This window comes from Streptomyces sp. NPDC055099 (assembly GCF_053607685.1).
On sequence record NZ_JBSGUA010000018.1, the window covers coordinates 106,103 to 122,176 of the forward strand.

Genomic DNA, 16,074 nt, shown 5'->3' on the forward strand with positions numbered 1-16,074 from the left:
AGACTTGCGCGATGGCCCGCCTCTGTTCAGGGAGCAGTCGCCGTCAGCAGGCGCACGCCCCGAGCAGACAACCGCGCGTTCCAACGCCCTGCCCGCCTACACCACTCGGTGGGACACCATCCGTCGGCATGTCCGGACGGCCACTCCACCAACTCGATCCGGTAACCATCCGGGTCCGTGAGCCACGACGTTTTCGGGCCGTTTCGGCCGCCCGGGCGCTGGAGGGGTTCGGGCCTCAGGCCGGCATTGGTGAGCGACTCCAGGGTGGTGGCGAGCGTTTCCACCTGGATCGCGAGGTGGTCGAAACCGCTGCCCACGTCGACTGGTCCGCCGCCGGGGCGGTGGACCAGTTCGAGCGAGGCCGCCGGTTCGTCGGAGAATTTGAGGATCACAAGGCGAGCCCCGTCGCCGGCCTCGACCCTGCCCAATTCGACGTAACCCAAGACGGTGTAGAAACCGAGCGAGCGGTCCAGGTCGGTGACGCGGTAGGAGACGAAGAGCGTCTTCACGCGGCCACCTCGGGTCGATGCACCCGGTAGCGGAGATGCGTAACGTCTCGGTCCTCGAGCCGTCGGACGAGGTCGAGTTCGATGTGATCGCCACCCAGGTGGTCGAACAGCCGTCGGCCGTCCCCGAGGAGGACCGGAACCAGGTGGATCTCCATCTCGTCCACCTGCCCGGCTCGCAGAAGTGCTTGGGCCGCGCCCGCCCCATGGACCATGACCGGCCGGTCCCCTGCGGCCGCGCGAGCCTGACGGGCGCACTCCTCGACATCGGTGACGAAACGCGCGTGGCCGGGTGGCACGTCCCCATCATCTGCCTGGTGGGTGAGTACGAAGATCGGCACGCCGTCGTGGTGGTCGCCCTGCCAGCGCCCGGCGAGTTCGAAGGTCCGGCGGCCAGAGATCACCGCGCCGGTCGCCAGCGCTTCGCGGTAGACCTGGCCGCTCGGACCGTCGGACTCCCGGTCGTCGAGCCAGTTGAAGAGCCGTCCACCGGCGCGCCCCAGCTCCTGGCCCGGCCGATCGTCCGGGCCGGCGATATAGCCGTCGAGCGACATCGACATGTACAGCCGAATCGGATTGTTCATCCTGGCCTCCCTCTCTCCTCCACGACACCGGGATCCGGCGTTTGCTGATCCGCCGACGGGGCGGGAATGTCACAGAGAAGACTTCCGGCAACCGGGAAACTCATCGGCACGCCCCGCCGGCCCTGCTGCCGGGCCTTTTCGGCGATGAGCCCTGGTCCAAGGGCGGCGGCTGACGCCGGGGCTGTGTTCCGTGCTCGCTTCGCGCCGCACCCCGGGGACTGGCGGGCACCGCGCCGGTGATCGTCCACCCGCTGCTCGAGCAGGAACTCTTGGTCACAGCAACCCGCGAGCGGGCGCCACGCGTTACCTCACCTGTCAGGTGCCGCCCAAGGGGTCGGGATGAGCCGTAGGCTTCGGGGCACGGCAGGGGGCAGGCATGGGCAAAGGTAAGCGCAAGAGCGGCGACGTTGCAGGCAGCACGTTCGCTGTCCTGGGCGGCCACCACGAACTGGAGGTACGGCGCCTGACGTGGACCTCCGAGAGAATCGAACTCTTCTACCGCATCACGCCCGCGCTTCCCGAGAGGTGGGCGGATGAGCCCGACGGTTCGATGACGCAGGCCGGGCCGCCGATCTACTTGTCGCTGGAAGCGAAAGACGATCTTGGCAGGGAGTACACGGACGGGGGCGGGACGTTCGGTACCGACCCCCACGGCCGGTTCACCGAAGGCTCCATCTCGCTGCAGCCAGGGCCGGCACCCGAAGCCGGTTCGCTCACCCTCACTCTTTGCCTGACGTGCGGCAAACAGCAAAGCACTCATCGCATCGACATGCCGTTGTGAAGCCGGCGGGATAAGCGACGCAGGGCCAACCCTCCCGAGGGTTGGCCCCGCGTCGCTCCCGGTGCGCTGTGGCGAACGCCTCCCAGCGCTCTGCACGGCGCCGTTCCGCCCCTCTTGCCTGCGGCGCAGTAAGGCCGCGTACAGCAAATCGTCAGCCATCGCACGCGGTTAAGTGCTCGGGGCAGGCCTGTCCAGCACCCGTCCGACAAGACCAAAGTGACCCTGTACAGCGGTGCGTTCGGGCAGGCTCACAGGGGCGCCATCTGCAATGCGCCGATCGTTTGCAGGCCGACCTGCCCGGCCAGCCAGGCTGCCCGCCGCGCTTCGACCTGCGTCACGTGGACGTACACCGTGTGGTCCGGAGCGGGCTCCTCAAGGTCGAGGTCGCGGGCATTCACACACACCGTCACATAAGCGCCTCGGGTGCCCCCGCAACCAAGGCCGACCTCCGGGGCCTCAGGCCAACCGCGAAAATCCCAGCGCACCATGGCCGGAATGCTTGCTGCCGCAGCCACGAACGCCTCCACCGAGTCCGGGGCCATGCACCATTGGCGCATGAAGACCGGCAGGCACTGCGACGCCCGGTCGCCGGGGCGCCCAGAGCCGTGCCTGCCGGCCCCGTAGGGCCACCAGTCTGCATCCGGCAGGACCTTGCTCAACCGCTCCAGCTCGCACATCGTGGAGACCCGCGCCTCGAAGTCGACTTCGAGGTCCGCGGTGTCGGCCAGGGCGAGCAGCCGCCCAACGACCCGCAGTGCCTCGGTGACATCCGGCGTCCTCAGCACGGCCTGCGCATAGGAGTTGCTCACCGCACGCAGTCTGCCAAGCCCTCCGCCGGATCACGAGCACATATCAAAACAGCCCCCGGTCCAGCGCCGGCAGCCGCACCCCGGCAGCCCGCACAGGATGAACAGCACGCCGAGTGTGCCGTCCCCGTCCCTCGTAACGGCAGCGCGGCCGCCCAGCAGCGGGAGCTGCGCCGATCACCCGAGCGTCCCCCTCTACAGCCACCGCTGCCTGCCGGGCACGGCGGGCGAATGCGGCCACCCCGTACTGGCCGTCCACCAGAACGACATCATCATCTACGGCAACGACCTCACCGACTGCATACGAAACGAGTGCTCCGGCCGGGCCAGCCGCCTGCCCGCCATGCGACCGTCGGCTTCTGGTCCTGCTTCGTCCACGGCGGTCCCGGAACCGACGTCGCCGCGCCCCTCTCGTGGTCCTCGGGTGGTGGGGTCAGGGTCGGTCCCTGCTGTGGGGTACGAGCCGGACGGGCACTTCTGGGAAGGTCCTCTGACGGCGGCCCGCTCTGCCCTCACGAGCGGCGGGCCGCCGCGCCTGGCTTGCGCTGACGGCTGTGTGCTGCTGCGTCCCGGATCTCCTGGGTGGCCGCACGGAAAGCAGGGGCGGCGTGGTCGAAGTAGTCGAAGAGAACGGCGCGTTCGTCTGGTGTGTAGCGACGGAGAACCTCGGCGATCTGGCGCCTGGCAGGCCCCACCACCTTTTCGATCTGGGCGAGGGAGTCGGCCACCGGCTCGACGATGACCTTGCGTCGATCATTCGGATCGGTAGCCCGGCGGACGAATCCGGCTCGCTCCAGGCGGTCGATGAGGCGAGTGGTCGCCCCGGTGGTGAGACCGGTACGTGCGGCCAGTTCTCCCGAGGTGAGCGTGCCTTCCAAAGCGATCTGGCTGAGCGCATACCACTCGGAGGCGCCGAGCCCCACCGCTTCCGCTCCGGCCATGGCGTGGAGTCCCACAGCGTCGAGGTACTGGCGGAAGACCAGGTGCTCATCTGCCGGCGTCGGGTCTGCCATGTCCCTGGATGCCCCTTGCGTAAATAGTTGCACGCGTGCAGATAATGTCTGCATGCAGTATCTGCATCAGTGTAGCTACCTGGAGGATTCCATGACCACCACGGACGACCGGCATGCCGTCACCACGGTGATCGCCTCACTCGTCGACGCCTGGCGACGCCACGACGCCGACACCTATGGTGCGCAGTTCACGCAGGACGCCACCTACGTCACCTTCGTCGGTACGTACTACCAGGGCCGCCGCGACATCATCGACAGCCACCGCACGCTGTTTGCCAGATTCCTCAAGGGCACACAGCTCGCCGACGAGATCCTGGACATCCGCTTCTGCGGTCCGGACACCGCCGTGATCACCGGTCGCGGCGACAGCTACAAGGGCAGCAGGCCAAAGAAACTGACCAAGGTCCAGACCTACACCCTGGTCCGGGAGTCGGACGGCCAGTGGCGCATCGCGGCCTTCCACAACACCAAGCGCAAGCCGCTGATGGAAGCGATCTCCTTCAAGGCCGCGCCCGCTCTTGTCCCGGCCTCCCAGAAGTGACCGGTGAAGCCGCAAAAGGCCCTCCATGAGCAGGCGCCCGCACCCTCACACCGCACTCCTCCACTACGTCCGCTCACACCGACAGTTCGCAGCGTCACCACGCAAGGGGTGCCTGCGGACGGCAGGTCGTCCCACGAGGGCCATGGGGCCGGGCGCAGAGGTACCTCTGCACCTGTCCTATGAGCTGCACGGATGTACGCCGCGGTACCGGAGCGGTACCGTTCTTACATGCCCGCACGTGGAATTCAGCGACCAGGAGCTTGAGGAGCTGCGTGCCCTGGCCCAGGAACGCGGCACGACCATGAAGGCCGTCGTCCGTGAGGCCACCGCAGACAAGATCACCCGTCATCGGGCGTTGCGGGAAGCTGCCGAAGTCTTTCAGACGACCTTCCGCGACCCAGACCTGGCCGCCGCCATCGAGGCCGCCGGCATCGACGACGGACCTGCCCCCAGCGCGAGGGGACGGGCTGCCTGACCCATGGCACCTGTCCTGCACATCGACGTGCCCGGGCTGCTGGCCCAGCACGAAGCGGCCCTGCCCGACCAACCGATGGTCTGTGACTTCTCCGCGCTTGTTGCGGCCGTAGCCCGCCACCGCGTAGATCCGCCCCGCCTGGGCTGCGACCCCGATCCGTCCTGGCGTGCCGCGGCGCTCCTGCAGACCCTGGCCCTGCTGCGGCCTCTGCCCTCCTACAACGTCCGCTTCGCTTGCGCGACCACTCTCGCCTACATGCACGCCTGCGGACAGGGCCTGGACGCCCCCTTCGGACAACTCGTCGACCTCACCCAGCAGTTGATGACGGCCAAAACGGACGTCCTCACTGCAGCCGACCGGATCCGCTCCTGGAGGATCTAGGCAACTTTGATCGACACACGCGCAGTTGAGCCTGTGGGCGGGAGAACCAACGGCGGTCCAGAGCTGTCCGCTGGCCCGGCGCTCCCCTCGGGACGTCAGGTCCGCACGTGGGCACGATGGAGCCCGATCTGGTGAGAGCCGGCGAAACGGTCCTGCCGATCAGCGCGGCGTGGCAGGCTACGGCGCAGTCCCGGTGTGACGGCGTGCGCCCCCCCTTGGGATGTGCACGAACTTCCGGGGCCCGTGTGGGGCCCGGTCTGCCGTGAAACCGGGCCATCCGCGCACCCCAATTCTCCTGTGACGGCGGCGGCGTGGCGGCCGCGATCACGACCACGCCGAACCAGCTCTTTTTGGCATCGGCGCCGTTCAGGCGCAGCCGGCACGGCGCGGGGCAGCCTGTGCGGCATGTCCCTCTCCACGATCATCGCTCTTATGTCGGCAGCTGCTGCTCTGTGCCGGGACGTGGGTTGCGGCTGAGGCGGATATGACGGCTATTCATGAAGTCGCGCTGCCGGCGGAGGGCAGTGTCCGGGGAGACGATGAGCCGTAGCCGGGCAGGGCGGTTCGTGGCAGCGGGGCGAGGAGAGCGGCCAGGGAGGCGCGGTCGGCCGCCTGCAATCCGGGGCGCTGATTGCCGAGCCGACAGTGCAGGACGGCGAGCTGGTGACGCAACGCGAGGATCTCGACGTCCTTGTCGTGGTCGTTCATCGAAATCAGCCGCAGGGCGGTGAAGGCGTGAGTGACGGCGATGCAGGCCAGCCGGAGGAGCATGGGCATTGATCACTACCGACCGCTGTCGTTGGATAGCGGTGCTGAACTGCACCGCCGCACTATTCGGCACCCACAACCCTCATCAGCCGGGCGGCTTCGGACAGCGTGCTGATCCACCGGTAGGGGTCCCGAGCATGCGCGTTGACCATGCTGCCGCACCGGGAAACTCCAAGATCCCCGACAGAGTCGAGCTCAAGAAGTGGGAGCCGGCGCTGCCGGCCCCCCTCTTGCGCGACGCGACGTGTCGAGTAGAGATCAGCCGCCGGACTGCACGGGCTCCAGCTTGATGCTGAAATGGCGAAGGATCGGCGACTGACCCACGATGCGGTAGCCGTGCACCGATTCGGGGTTTTTGGCTATGTCGGCCAGGGTGGCGGCGACATGGTCGTAGTGGCTGCGGGTGTAGACCCGACGGGGGAGTGCCAGCCGCACGAGTTCATAAGGTGCGGTCTTGATGGAGTTGCCTTGTTCGTCCTCTTCCCCGAGGTACAGGCTGCCCAGCTCCGCCGAGCGGATGCCTCCGCGTCGGTAGAGCTCGCAGACCAGTGCGGTGCCCGGGTACTGGTGCGGGGGGATGTGGGGCAACAGCCGCCCGGCGTTGACGTAGAGGGCGTGCAGGCCTGCCGGCTCCACGATGTCGACTCCGGCCTCGCCGATGCGCGCGGCGAGGTAGGCGGCTATGTCGGCGCGTTCGGCGAGGTAGGCCGATTCGGTGACTTCCACAAGTCCGCGGGCCATCATGTCGAGGTCACGGCCGGCCAGGCCGCCGTAGGTGGTGAAGCCCTCGGTGGCGATGAGCAGGCCCGCGCACTTCTCGGCCAGTTCAGGGTCCTTGAGACCGATGAAGCCGCCGATGTGGACGATGCCGTCCTTCTTCGCGCTCATGACGCAGCCGTCCGCAAGGCGGAAGGCTTCCTCGGCGACCTGCCGGGGGGTGCGGTTGGCGTAGCCGGGCTCGCGCTGGATCACCAGCCAGGCGTTTTCCGCGAAACGCGCGGCATCCAGGATCAGGGGGACGTCGTGGCGGCGGCACAGTTCGGCGGTCCGGTACAGGTTTTCCATGCTGACCGGCTGGCCACCGCCACCATTGTTGGTGATGGTCATCAGCACGGCCGCCACGGGCGCTTGATGCGCGTTCTCCAACGCCTGCTCAAGGGCGATCAGGTCGATGTTGCCCTTGAACGGGTAATCGCTGTCGAGGTCCTTCGCCTCGGCGCAGGGCAAGTCGTAGGCCTGGCAGCCGGTGAGTTCGACGTTGGCGCGGGTGGTGTCGAAGTGGGTGTTGGACAGCACGCTCGTGCCGGGCTTGAGCAGGGCGGAGAACAGGATGCGCTCGGCTGCGCGGCCCTGGTGTGTCGGCAGGATGTGGGGATATCCGGTGAGTTCGGAGACGACCTCGTGCCACCGGTAGTAGCTGCGGCTGCCGGCGTAGGACTCGTCGCCGTGCATGCCCGCGGCGAGCTGGTCCGCGGAGATGGCACCGGTCCCCGAGTCGCTCAGCAGGTCGATGGTGACCTCGTCGGCACGCAGATCGAAGGGGTTGTAGGCGACCCGCTTCAGCGCGGCCTCGCGCTCCGCTCGGGTGGTGAACGCGATCGGTTCTACAACTTTGATGCGATACGGTTCCACGGGACTTCCTTTGGTGCGGTGTGCGGGATGGCAGGATCGGCGGCCTTGCGACCGGAGTTCAGAGCGCTGTGGGTGCGTTGTGCAGCTAACAGGCCGACTTGCGCGTACTGCTCTGTCGGCGCCCTGGTCAGATAGGCCTCAGAGGACAGATAGGCCGTGATGCGGGGCTGCCGGTTTCGCTCGTACACCAGAGCGAGGTAGGCGATCAGCCCCACACCGTCGGTGAGCTGTCGCTGTGTCAGAGCGCGCAGGCTCCGGCGCAGGACCGTGGGATCCATGCCGAACCGGGTCAGCAGGGCGGTTGCCCGGTCGAGGGCCTCCTCGTCGTCGCGCACGTAGTCACGGACGGGGATGTGGAGCGTGAAGCCGCTGGGGTCGCTGTCGCCTTCGGTGAAGGAATGGCAGGTGAGCGCGGACCGCCCCAGCAGGCGCGGCGTACCGTCCCCTTGCTGCCCGGATGGCGGGAGGGGTCCGGCGGCCGCGTGGAAGAAGTGGCGGATGTCTGGCGCTGCAGCCCCGGAGGCATGGCTGAGCGCGCAGGCGTCGTCGGCCGACATATGCGGGTGCTGCACGTAGACCTTGACGCGAGGTGACTCCCAGGAGCCCAGGTCCAGTGCGAGGAACGGATAGCCCGCCGCGGGGGGAAGCTGCGCGAAGGCCTTGTCGTAGCCAAGCCGGCGTAACGCCTCTTGCACGGTGTGTGCAGCGTGCTCGGGTCCGGCGGCGGAGGGGTTCAGATAGACCTTGACGCCGGGGACCCCTCCCGCGCGCAGATCGAGCGCATACCACAGTGACAGCGGCCCCTGGGCCGTAGCGGGGAAGAACAAGTCGTGCAGGGCGTCGAGTTGATGGGTGGAAAAGTTCCAGCGGGCGGCCATCGCGCGGATGGCCTCGAGTCCGGCGCGCCCGCTGTCGCCCATGTCCTCGTGGGTCCATCCGGGCTCCACGAGCACCCGCAGTGCCGGGGCGGCGTCCGACGTGCAGGCCAGGGAGAACTCGACGGGGGTGTGGTCGTCGGAGAGGAAGCTGGGCGATGCCGGGGGCAGAGACAACGGTCGCCGGACGGAGTCCGCGAGGGAGTCGAGCAGGACCTGTCCGTACAGCGCGGTGTCCGCCTCGCTCAGGCCCACCGCGGCGCCCAGGCGCTGTAGTTGACCCAGCACGTGATCGCCGAGCGTGGCCTTACCGAGTTCGTCTGCCGGTATGCCCGCCTCCGGCAGGGACATCATCGCGTCCCTCGCACGGCACGGCGCAAGAAGCCTGTGTACGGCGCGGAGGCAGGGGGACGTGCTGCGCCAACGAGGCGGCAGACGAGGGCCGATCCGTCGTAAGCCACGGGTATTCGGCCCTGCGCCTTTTCGGGGTCGTCGCACCCGCACGAGTTCCTGCTGCTGGAGGTGGTGCGCCGCTGGCCCGGCCGGTTGCCTGCGGAACGGGGCGCGGAGGTTGCGAGGTTCACTGCCTCTCCTTCATCTTGTGTCACTCCAGACACTCCGCGCTGTCCTACCCCAGCAGTTGATCTTTCATGCGGGCTACAACAACTGCCCGTGTCGCCTGCATCACAGGCGGTGCACCGGCTACCAGAACTAATCGCACGGCTCCGTCCCTTAGGGCGGGGTGAAGCGATTTTGAGAAGTGCTCTAACCCGTAGGTCACAGCGGACGATTTTGCTGCTCGATGTACTACTTCACGATGCTCAGCGGTGCTTCGCCCGCCGACCCGGCGAAGTGGGAGACCGACCACAGCTTGTTGGCCCGGTAATAGTGCCGGACCAGATCGGGGAACTCCTGGCGGAGTCTGCGGGAGGGTACGCCCTTCAGCGAGTTGACCAGCTTGGAGACGGCCACCTTGGGCGGGAAGTTCAAGAGGAGGGGGACGTGGTTGTTCTCGCCGTTGAACTCCACCAGCCCGGTTTCGAAGTCGGCGCAGACCTCGCGCATGATTTCTTCCATGCGGACCAGGTGCCGGTCGGTGAACACCGTGTGCCGGTACTCCGTCACGAAAACCAAGTGGGCTGCAACACGAACGCGCAGTGCCTGCCTGTGCGGATCTCAGGCATATCGGCCATAAAACAACGGTACGATAGACAGGTGAAGGCGGACATGGGGCGCAAGTACCGTGCGTACCCCACCGAAGGGCAGGAGTCGACCCTGACCGGGTGGGGGCACACCGGGCGTGCCCTGTGGAATGTGGCGCTGAAACAGCGCGTGTACCTATGGGAGCAGCGCCGGTACACCCTGCGCGCCGCTGAGCAGTGCAGGCACCTGACCGCCGCCCGTGCCGACATGGATTGGATGGGAGACCTTCCCGCGCAGGCCGGACAGCAGATCCTGCGCCATCTCGACACCGCGTACGACAACTTCTGGAACCCGGAGCACCCGGCGAAGTTCCCGTCCCAGAAGAAGCGCGGGCACCGTCTGTCGATCCCGTTCCCTGGGCAGGCCGTCGAGGTCCACAAACTAAACCGCAAGTGGGCCGAGGTACGCATCCCGAAGCTGGGATGGCTCCGGTTCCGGCTGTCCCGGGCCATCGGCGGGACGATCCGCAACGTCACCATCTCGCGGGACGGCAACGGCTGGCACATCTCCTTCGGCGTCCACACCGGGGCCAAGCCCGCGCCGCCGAACGGCAAGCCCGGCTGCGGTGTGGACTTCGGCGTCGCCGCGTCCGCGTACGTCTCCACCGAGTCTGCGCCGCGCCTCATGCCGCCGTCCCTGAAGAAGAATGAGAAGGCCCGCCTCAAGCACCTTGAGCGCAAGAAGTCCCGGCAGATCACCTACGCCAAGAAACACAACAACGGGAGATACGGAAACCGACTCCGCCGCACGATCGCACAGATCGCGAAACTGACAACCCGGCAGGCCAACCGCCGTCAGAACTTCACGCATCAGCTCACCACCGACCTCGCCAAAAACCAAGGCTGGTGCGGTATCGAGGACCTGCGTGTGAAGAACATGACGGCATCGGCCAAGGGCGCCGTCGAGAAGCCGGGCACCAACGTCCGCCAGAAGGCCGGACTCAACGGGTCGATCCTGGACAACACCCCCGGCGAACGACGGCGCCAGCTCGAATACAAGGCCTGCTTGTACGGCTCAGAACTTCGGGTTGTACCGCCGTTCCACACCTCCCAGACCTGCGCCGCCTGCGGCGAGGTCGATCCCGAATCCCGCAAGGGATGCGGACGGCTGTTCGCCTGTGTCCGCTGTGGACACGAGGACGATGCCGACCACAACGCCTCGCTGGAGATCGAGGCCCGTGCCCGCCGGACCGGTGGCACGGTAATCAACGGCACGCGCAGCACCACCACGGTGCAAGTCCCGGCCACCGGCCGGAGGCGGAGGCGTGAAGCCCTTCAGCCCGCTCACGCGAGCTGAAGGGAATCGCCCTCATTATGGGGGCGAGAATGGTCAATGGCCCGTCAGCCACCTCACGAAGCTGCTCCAGCGCGCCGGCTTGCCGGTGGCCTGCGCCTCCGCGGGCGCGGCCGCGGGCGCCGGCGCCAGGGGAGGAGGCGCCTGGTGACCAGGGGACACGGCCGTCGGCTCAGGCGCGACCGCGGGACGCGGGGTGACCGCACCGAAGCGGACGGGCAGGCTGGCCAGAGCTCGGTTGAAGGGGCCGGGCCGCCAGGCGAGGCTGTCCGCGGGGACCGCGAGTTCAACGTCCGGCAGCGCATTGAACAAAGCCTCCAGGCCAACCAGGGCGATGAGCCTGGCCGGTTCCTTGGACGGGCAGGCGTGCGGGCCTGCGCTCCAGGCCAGGTGACCGCGGGTGTCGGCCCCCTGGTCCGCGAGCGCCGTATTGGCGGCACCGAAGGACACCAGGACCAGCTCACCGGCGCGGACCTTGTCGCCGGCCACGTCTGTGTCGGAGACCGGGTAGTGCGGCGCGTAGTTGGACATCGGCGCATTGCGCCACAGGGTGTCATCCAGGGCCTTGTCGAACTGCCCGTTGCGCGCGTACTCCTCAACGGTCAGCATCGTGTAGAAGGCGTTGCCGATGAGGTTGCCTTCCGGTTCGCCGCCCGCGCCGAGGAGCAGCACCAGCGTGTGCGCCAGTTCCTCGTCGGTCAGCTGTGCCGGGTGCTGCATCAGGTAGGACGTGATGTCCTCCCCGGGATGGACGCGCTTGAGTGCCACCAGCTCGCCCACCGCCTGGAGCAGGACCTGGCTGGCCTGCTCGGCATTGACGCCGTCGAACATGCCGGAGATGCCGAACAGGACCCGGTCGCCGATCTCCGCCGGGCAGCCGAAAAGTTCGTTGAAGACGTACAGGGGAAGCTGTTGTGCGTAGTCCCTGAGAAGGTCGGCACTGCCGCGAGCGCTGAACTGGTTGATGAGGAACTGGGCGGCCTGGTTGACGATGCGGCTCAGCCGGCTGTTGCTGACGCGGGCGAAGCTCTCGGTGATGGCCTGCCGCAGCCGCACGTGCTCGGCGCCGTCAGTGAACATGCAGTTCGGCCGGTAGGCCAGCAACGGCAGGACCGGGCTGTCGGGGCGGATGAGGCCCTCGTTCAGCGCACGCCAGCGGCGCGCGTCCTTGCGGAAGGTAGTGGGATCCTGCAACAGCTCAAGAGCCGCGTGGTAGTCGGTCACCAGGGTCGCCTCCACACCGGGCGCGATGGTGACCGGCGCTGTGGGGCCCAACTGGTGCATGTAACGGTAGTACGCGTGCGGGTTGGCGGCGAACTCCGGGGTGTCAAGGGATATGCGCTGCCCACTGCCGTGTGCGGGGCAGCCGGGCGGAGGTACGGGAGGGGTTGTCATGCGTGCTCCAGGGCGGCGCGCTCTTGCAGATAGCGGACCATGGTGATCAGGGCGTTGACGGACGACGCTTTGTCGCGCGCGTCGATGGTGACGACCGGGGTGTCGGGCAGCAGGTCGAGCGCCTCCCGGACTGCTTCGGGGGTGTGTACCGCGCCGCCGTCGAACTGGTTGAGGGCCACGGCGAAGTCGAGGCCGTAGCTCTCGACCAGATCCATGACCTCGAAACTATCGGCCAGCCGCTCGGGGTCCACCAGGACCAGGGCGCCCAGCGCTCCGCGGGCCATGTCGTCCCAGAGATTGACGAACCGCTGCTGGCCCGGTGACCCGAACAGATACAGCACGATGCGCTCGCTGAGGGTCAGGCGACCGAAGTCCAGGGCGACCGTCGTCGTGGTCTTCCCCTGCACTCCCTTGAGGTCGTCGACCCTCTCCGAGAGGCTCGTCATCTGCTCCTCGGTGGACAGCGGCGCGATCTCGGAGAGCGAGCCGATCAGAGTGGTCTTACCGACGGCGAAGTGCCCGACGACCAGGATTTTCACCGCAGTCTGCTGTGCACCGCTGCGCACGTAGGCGTCCTCAGACAGAGAGAGCCTTGAGACCATCGAGCACCTCCTGAAGCAAGGCCTTGTTGGCGAGACGAGCCGAGGGCACCGGCGCACGAGTGACCAGATAGCCCGCCTCGGCGAGGGAACTGAGCAGCACCTTGACGACACCCAGAGGCAGCTGAGAATGGGCGGCGATCTCAGCGACCGAGAGGTAGCCGCTGGAGCACATCTCCAGGATCTGCTGCTCCTCGGGCGAGAGCCGCTGGGGGCGCTGTTGATCATCGGTGGATGTCGTGACGAGAGTGATGAGGGCGAACGCGCCCTCATCGAGCAGGTCACGCCCACGGGTGATGACATAGGGCCGAACTAATTCTCCGGCCTCGGACACGAGCTCGGGCTCGGTACGGTCCGGATCCGTCATGAGGTGACCGTGTCGGTGCGGCGGGCGGTCGACATGGCCTTGCCCAGTCGGCTGACCAGCTGCTGCATCCGATACGTGATGTCTCCCATGTCGACCTCGGCGGACGCTGCCACGGCGAGGTAGGAGCCACCTCCTGCGGCATTCAGGAACACCCAGCCACCGTCGAACTCGATGAGCGTCTGGCGCCAGGTCGTGCCGTCGTCACCGCAGAAGAATCCGACGGACCGGCTGAGCGACTGCAGTCCGCTCACGGCGGCGGCCACTTTGTCGGCGTCGTCCCGGCCGATCTCCGCGGTGCGGGACATCTGCAGGCCGTCAGCAGAGATCAGGACCGCGTGCAGGGCGTGGGGAATCGCCAGCGCGTCCTCGAGCATCCAGGACAGGTCGTCGCTCACGGGGCATCGAATCCTTCGTGTGTATCGGCAGGAGTGTCGCGTTCAGTGGCCGGTACCCCCGCACTTCGGCCGCTGAGAGTGCCGCGCTGAAATGCGCCCATGGCCGCCACCCGTGCCTCCGCCGACCGGGCCGGCGGCGCAGTCGCTTCATCGGGCTGGTTGTCCGGCACGAGTGCCATGGCGCGGCGCTTGTTCTGTCGCCGGGGCAGGTCGCCCGCTGTCGTCACGGGAGCCGAACCGCTTTCCCCTGTGCCCGCGGTGGCTCCATGCGTTGCGGCGGGCCTCGCGGGTTCCGGCATGTCGGTCAGCAACTCTTTCGGCACCATCACCACCGCTCGGACGCCGCCGTAGGGAGAAGTGCTGTCGATGGTGACGGTGAACCCGAAGCGCGCACACAGCGCACCGATCACCGCGAAACCGAACGCGGGAGGATTGCCGAGTTCGGAGACGCTCACCGCAGACCCACTGGACAGCAGAGCTGTGGCGGCCGTCTTCTCTTCCTCGCTCATCCCGACGCCTGCATCGTCGATCACGATGCACATGCCCTTGGGCACCGTCCGCACTTCGACGTCGACCATGGAGGACGGCGCCGAATAGCTGGTGGCGTTGTCGAGCAGTTCGGCCACCGTCAGCGCGACCGGCTCGACGGCGCGGCTGGTCACCGCGATGTCCACCCGCGAGGCGATGTCGATGCGCTGGTAGTGCCGGATACGGCCCTGAGCCGCGCGGATCACGTCGTAGATGGATGCCGCATCCCGCTGCCGGCCGAGCCACCCGCCGCAGAGCACGGCAATGGACTGTGCACGCCGGTTGAACTGCGAGTTCATGTGGTCGACGTCCAGCAGATCTCGCAGCACGGCCGAATCGCCGTACTTCTTCTGCAGCCCGGAGATGGCCCGCTGCTGTTCCGCCGCGAGGCCTTGAAGGGTCTGCATCGCGGACTTCAGTACGGTATTGGTGGCGTTCTCCGCCTCTTCCTTTGCCTGTCGGACCACCTCGTCGTAGCCCCTGCGGAGCTCTGCGATGGTGGATTGGAGGTCAGCGTGGCTGCCCTGAAGTTCGGTCAGATCGCTTTCGAGTCCCCGCTTCTGACGGCGCAACGACTCATTCGTTTTTCGCTGGCGAACGACGACCATGGTGGCGACAGGGACGCCGGCAGCAAGCGCCCAGACCGTCGGATCCTGCAAAATTGTCATGTGACTCTCTTTGAGCGGCTGGAGTCCAGCTCTCGGAATCTATCCATGCGGACTCTCGACGTGGGCAGCCTTCACCACCCGGAGAGCCCCCTGGCTGTAGCCAAGCCGAGGAAAAAAGTCCACGTGGCATGTGCCCGAGATCGTAACACCAAACGATCATGACACTTTGTCAAGTACGCCACGCCGTGGCCGCGTTGGCGAAAAAGTCATGCTTAGTTCAGTGAAGAAGATGTGAGCGCGACGTGGAGACTCGCAGCAGCCGGCCGCGCGCCGAGTCGACCAGCAGTGTGCTGTCCGAGTTTCCGCAGCACAGAGAGCCCTCACCTTGTGACCGGATGCCCGCACCGGCACACGGGCCGGCAAGGCGAAGCACGGACGAGAGGCGTCCGCTCAGCGCAAGATGGCTAATTTGGGCGCGGCTGGGGGAGTGCGAGGCGTCGACGCAGGCGTGCGCGCAGCGGGACATCAAGTCACCACGCCCTGGTGGACCTTGACGCCCTCGTGAGCCTGGGATTTAGAGGTCAGTAACAAAGACGTTGGACGAGTCGGTGGGTGATCAGGCAGGTGGCGAGGCCGAGGAGGGCCTCGTGGCTGTCGTCGCGTCGCTCCCAGCGGATCCGCAGCCGTCGAAAGCCGTGCAGCCAGGCGATCGTGCGTTCCACAACCCATCGGAAAACGCCCAGGCCAGAGCCGTGTTCGACGCCTCGTTCGGCGATCACCAGGCGAATGCCGCGTTGCCAGAGCAGGCGACGGTACGTGTCGTGGTCGTAGGCACGGTCGGCGAGAGGGCATCGGGTCTGTGCCTCGGGCGGCCGACTACGCCCGCCACCGCCGGAATCTTGTCCAGTAGGGGCAGCAACTGCGTGACGTCATGGCGGTGTCCGCCGGTCAGGGACACTGTGAGCGGGATGCCCTGGCCGTCGACGATGAGGTGGTGCTTGCTGCCCGGCCGTGCTCGGTCGACCGGGCTGGGACTGCTTTGGGGCCCCGTCGGGCCGCCCGCACGTGGGAGGAGTCGATCACCGCCCGGTTCCAGTCGATCTGGTTCTTCGAGCGCAGCGAAGACGAACATGTCCTTGTCGGGTTCGTGCGCAAGTTCGCAACCGCGGGTCGCCATCACGACTGGCGCGCAGGGCAGCGCCGGAGCGAACAGCGGACGAGGGGGATGGCTCCGCCGCACTGCGCCCACACCCTCGCGGCGCAGCGCGGTCAGCAACTTCCCGACGCAGCGCGGGCTCAGCCCGGTGAACGGGGTGATCCAGAA

At 67.3% G+C, this 16,074-nt stretch carries 17 protein-coding genes and 3 pseudogenes; 5 read left to right on the forward strand and 15 right to left on the reverse strand.

Translation table 11 applies throughout. The annotated features are described in order from the left end of the window. Positions 1-26 precede the first annotated feature (26 nt). Both ACWFRU_RS34970 and ACWFRU_RS34975 read right to left on the reverse strand, forming a co-directional pair. The gene (locus tag ACWFRU_RS34970; protein ID WP_453692116.1) at positions 27-509 is read right to left on the reverse strand and encodes a VOC family protein; all 483 of its coding nucleotides are present in this window, start codon (positions 507-509) and stop codon (positions 27-29) included. After that, complete coding sequence (locus ACWFRU_RS34975) at positions 506-1,090, reverse strand: dihydrofolate reductase family protein (protein WP_453692117.1); 585 nt, start codon at positions 1,088-1,090, stop codon at positions 506-508. Before ACWFRU_RS34975 ends, ACWFRU_RS34970 begins: the two co-directional genes overlap by 4 nt. 376 nt (positions 1,091-1,466) lie before the next feature. Here ACWFRU_RS34975 and ACWFRU_RS34980 point away from each other — a divergent pair, with 376 nt between their 5' ends. After that, on the forward strand, positions 1,467-1,871 hold the full coding sequence (locus ACWFRU_RS34980) for a hypothetical protein (RefSeq protein ID WP_453692118.1): 405 nt from the start codon (positions 1,467-1,469) through the stop codon (positions 1,869-1,871). A 248-nt stretch (positions 1,872-2,119) separates the two neighbouring features. Here ACWFRU_RS34980 and ACWFRU_RS34985 read toward each other — a convergent pair whose 3' ends face one another. Together ACWFRU_RS34985 and ACWFRU_RS34990 are read right to left on the reverse strand one after the other, a co-directional pair. Further along, complete coding sequence (locus tag ACWFRU_RS34985) at positions 2,120-2,680, reverse strand: hypothetical protein (RefSeq protein WP_453692119.1); 561 nt, start codon at positions 2,678-2,680, stop codon at positions 2,120-2,122. Between the two features lie 509 nt (positions 2,681-3,189). After that, positions 3,190-3,690 carry a MarR family winged helix-turn-helix transcriptional regulator gene (locus tag ACWFRU_RS34990; protein ID WP_453692120.1) on the reverse strand — a complete coding sequence of 167 codons (501 nt, stop codon included), beginning with the start codon at positions 3,688-3,690 and terminating at the stop codon, positions 3,190-3,192. A 91-nt stretch (positions 3,691-3,781) separates the two neighbouring features. Between ACWFRU_RS34990 and ACWFRU_RS34995 the strand changes: the two genes are divergently transcribed. From ACWFRU_RS34995 to ACWFRU_RS35005, 3 genes are all read left to right on the forward strand, one after another. Next, positions 3,782-4,231, forward strand: coding sequence for an SgcJ/EcaC family oxidoreductase (locus tag ACWFRU_RS34995; protein WP_453692121.1), 450 nt, complete (start codon positions 3,782-3,784; stop codon positions 4,229-4,231). Between the two features lie 238 nt (positions 4,232-4,469). Continuing rightward, a complete protein-coding gene (locus ACWFRU_RS35000; protein ID WP_453692122.1) occupies positions 4,470-4,706 on the forward strand; it encodes a hypothetical protein in 237 nt (78 codons plus the stop codon). 3 nt (positions 4,707-4,709) lie between these two features. Next, positions 4,710-5,087, forward strand: coding sequence for a toxin Doc (locus ACWFRU_RS35005; RefSeq protein WP_453692123.1), 378 nt, complete (start codon positions 4,710-4,712; stop codon positions 5,085-5,087). A 495-nt stretch (positions 5,088-5,582) separates the two neighbouring features. Here the strand turns inward: ACWFRU_RS35005 and ACWFRU_RS35010 are convergent, their stop codons facing one another. From ACWFRU_RS35010 to tnpA, 4 genes and pseudogenes are all read right to left on the reverse strand, one after another. Continuing rightward, the gene (locus ACWFRU_RS35010) at positions 5,583-5,864 is read right to left on the reverse strand and encodes a hypothetical protein (protein ID WP_453692124.1); all 282 of its coding nucleotides are present in this window, start codon (positions 5,862-5,864) and stop codon (positions 5,583-5,585) included. 249 nt (positions 5,865-6,113) lie between these two features. Next, complete coding sequence (locus tag ACWFRU_RS35015) at positions 6,114-7,487, reverse strand: tryptophanase (protein ID WP_363213267.1); 1,374 nt, start codon at positions 7,485-7,487, stop codon at positions 6,114-6,116. After that, positions 7,460-8,716, reverse strand: a complete 1,257-nt coding sequence (locus ACWFRU_RS35020) for a tryptophan dimethylallyltransferase family protein (RefSeq protein ID WP_453692125.1) — start codon at positions 8,714-8,716, stop codon at positions 7,460-7,462. The genes ACWFRU_RS35015 and ACWFRU_RS35020 overlap by 28 nt, the downstream gene beginning before the upstream one ends. A gap of 453 nt (positions 8,717-9,169) precedes the next feature. After that, positions 9,170-9,555: pseudogene (gene tnpA / locus ACWFRU_RS35025) on the reverse strand (IS200/IS605 family transposase). A 22-nt stretch (positions 9,556-9,577) separates the two neighbouring features. Between tnpA and ACWFRU_RS35030 the strand changes: the two are divergent. Further along, on the forward strand, positions 9,578-10,861 hold the full coding sequence (locus ACWFRU_RS35030; protein ID WP_453692126.1) for an RNA-guided endonuclease InsQ/TnpB family protein: 1,284 nt from the start codon (positions 9,578-9,580) through the stop codon (positions 10,859-10,861). A 33-nt stretch (positions 10,862-10,894) separates the two neighbouring features. Here the strand turns inward: ACWFRU_RS35030 and ACWFRU_RS35035 are convergent, their stop codons facing one another. The 7 genes and pseudogenes from ACWFRU_RS35035 to ACWFRU_RS35065 all read right to left on the reverse strand — a co-directional run. Continuing rightward, on the reverse strand, positions 10,895-12,253 hold the full coding sequence (locus tag ACWFRU_RS35035; protein ID WP_453692127.1) for a cytochrome P450: 1,359 nt from the start codon (positions 12,251-12,253) through the stop codon (positions 10,895-10,897). Next, complete coding sequence (locus ACWFRU_RS35040; RefSeq protein WP_453692128.1) at positions 12,250-12,855, reverse strand: GTP-binding protein; 606 nt, start codon at positions 12,853-12,855, stop codon at positions 12,250-12,252. Before ACWFRU_RS35040 ends, ACWFRU_RS35035 begins: the two co-directional genes overlap by 4 nt. After that, positions 12,830-13,219: a DUF742 domain-containing protein gene (locus ACWFRU_RS35045; protein WP_453692129.1), complete on the reverse strand. Its 390-nt coding sequence runs from the start codon at positions 13,217-13,219 to the stop codon at positions 12,830-12,832. Before ACWFRU_RS35045 ends, ACWFRU_RS35040 begins: the two co-directional genes overlap by 26 nt. Next, positions 13,216-13,614 carry a roadblock/LC7 domain-containing protein gene (locus ACWFRU_RS35050; RefSeq protein ID WP_190086119.1) on the reverse strand — a complete coding sequence of 133 codons (399 nt, stop codon included), beginning with the start codon at positions 13,612-13,614 and terminating at the stop codon, positions 13,216-13,218. Before ACWFRU_RS35050 ends, ACWFRU_RS35045 begins: the two co-directional genes overlap by 4 nt. Then, positions 13,611-14,810, reverse strand: a complete 1,200-nt coding sequence (locus tag ACWFRU_RS35055) for an ATP-binding protein (protein WP_453692130.1) — start codon at positions 14,808-14,810, stop codon at positions 13,611-13,613. Before ACWFRU_RS35055 ends, ACWFRU_RS35050 begins: the two co-directional genes overlap by 4 nt. 521 nt (positions 14,811-15,331) lie before the next feature. After that, positions 15,332-15,830: pseudogene (locus ACWFRU_RS35060) on the reverse strand (IS5 family transposase); the annotation flags it as partial. Between the two features lie 142 nt (positions 15,831-15,972). Next, positions 15,973-16,068 (reverse strand): annotated as a pseudogene (locus tag ACWFRU_RS35065) (IS5/IS1182 family transposase); the annotation flags it as partial. Between the last annotated feature and the right edge of the window lie 6 nt (positions 16,069-16,074).

Coding starts and splice junctions, on each gene's coding strand:
- ACWFRU_RS34975 (WP_453692117.1), bottom strand. CDS start 1,090: ATGAACAATCCGATTCGGCTGTACATGTCGATGTCGCTCGACGGCTAT.
- ACWFRU_RS34980 (WP_453692118.1), top strand. CDS start 1,467: ATGGGCAAAGGTAAGCGCAAGAGCGGCGACGTTGCAGGCAGCACGTTC.
- ACWFRU_RS34990 (WP_453692120.1), bottom strand. CDS start 3,690: ATGGCAGACCCGACGCCGGCAGATGAGCACCTGGTCTTCCGCCAGTAC.
- ACWFRU_RS34995 (WP_453692121.1), top strand. CDS start 3,782: ATGACCACCACGGACGACCGGCATGCCGTCACCACGGTGATCGCCTCA.
- ACWFRU_RS35005 (WP_453692123.1), top strand. CDS start 4,710: ATGGCACCTGTCCTGCACATCGACGTGCCCGGGCTGCTGGCCCAGCAC.
- ACWFRU_RS35010 (WP_453692124.1), bottom strand. CDS start 5,864: ATGCCCATGCTCCTCCGGCTGGCCTGCATCGCCGTCACTCACGCCTTC.
- ACWFRU_RS35020 (WP_453692125.1), bottom strand. CDS start 8,716: ATGATGTCCCTGCCGGAGGCGGGCATACCGGCAGACGAACTCGGTAAG.
- ACWFRU_RS35035 (WP_453692127.1), bottom strand. CDS start 12,253: ATGACAACCCCTCCCGTACCTCCGCCCGGCTGCCCCGCACACGGCAGT.
- ACWFRU_RS35040 (WP_453692128.1), bottom strand. CDS start 12,855: ATGGTCTCAAGGCTCTCTCTGTCTGAGGACGCCTACGTGCGCAGCGGT.
- ACWFRU_RS35045 (WP_453692129.1), bottom strand. CDS start 13,219: ATGACGGATCCGGACCGTACCGAGCCCGAGCTCGTGTCCGAGGCCGGA.
- ACWFRU_RS35055 (WP_453692130.1), bottom strand. CDS start 14,810: ATGACAATTTTGCAGGATCCGACGGTCTGGGCGCTTGCTGCCGGCGTC.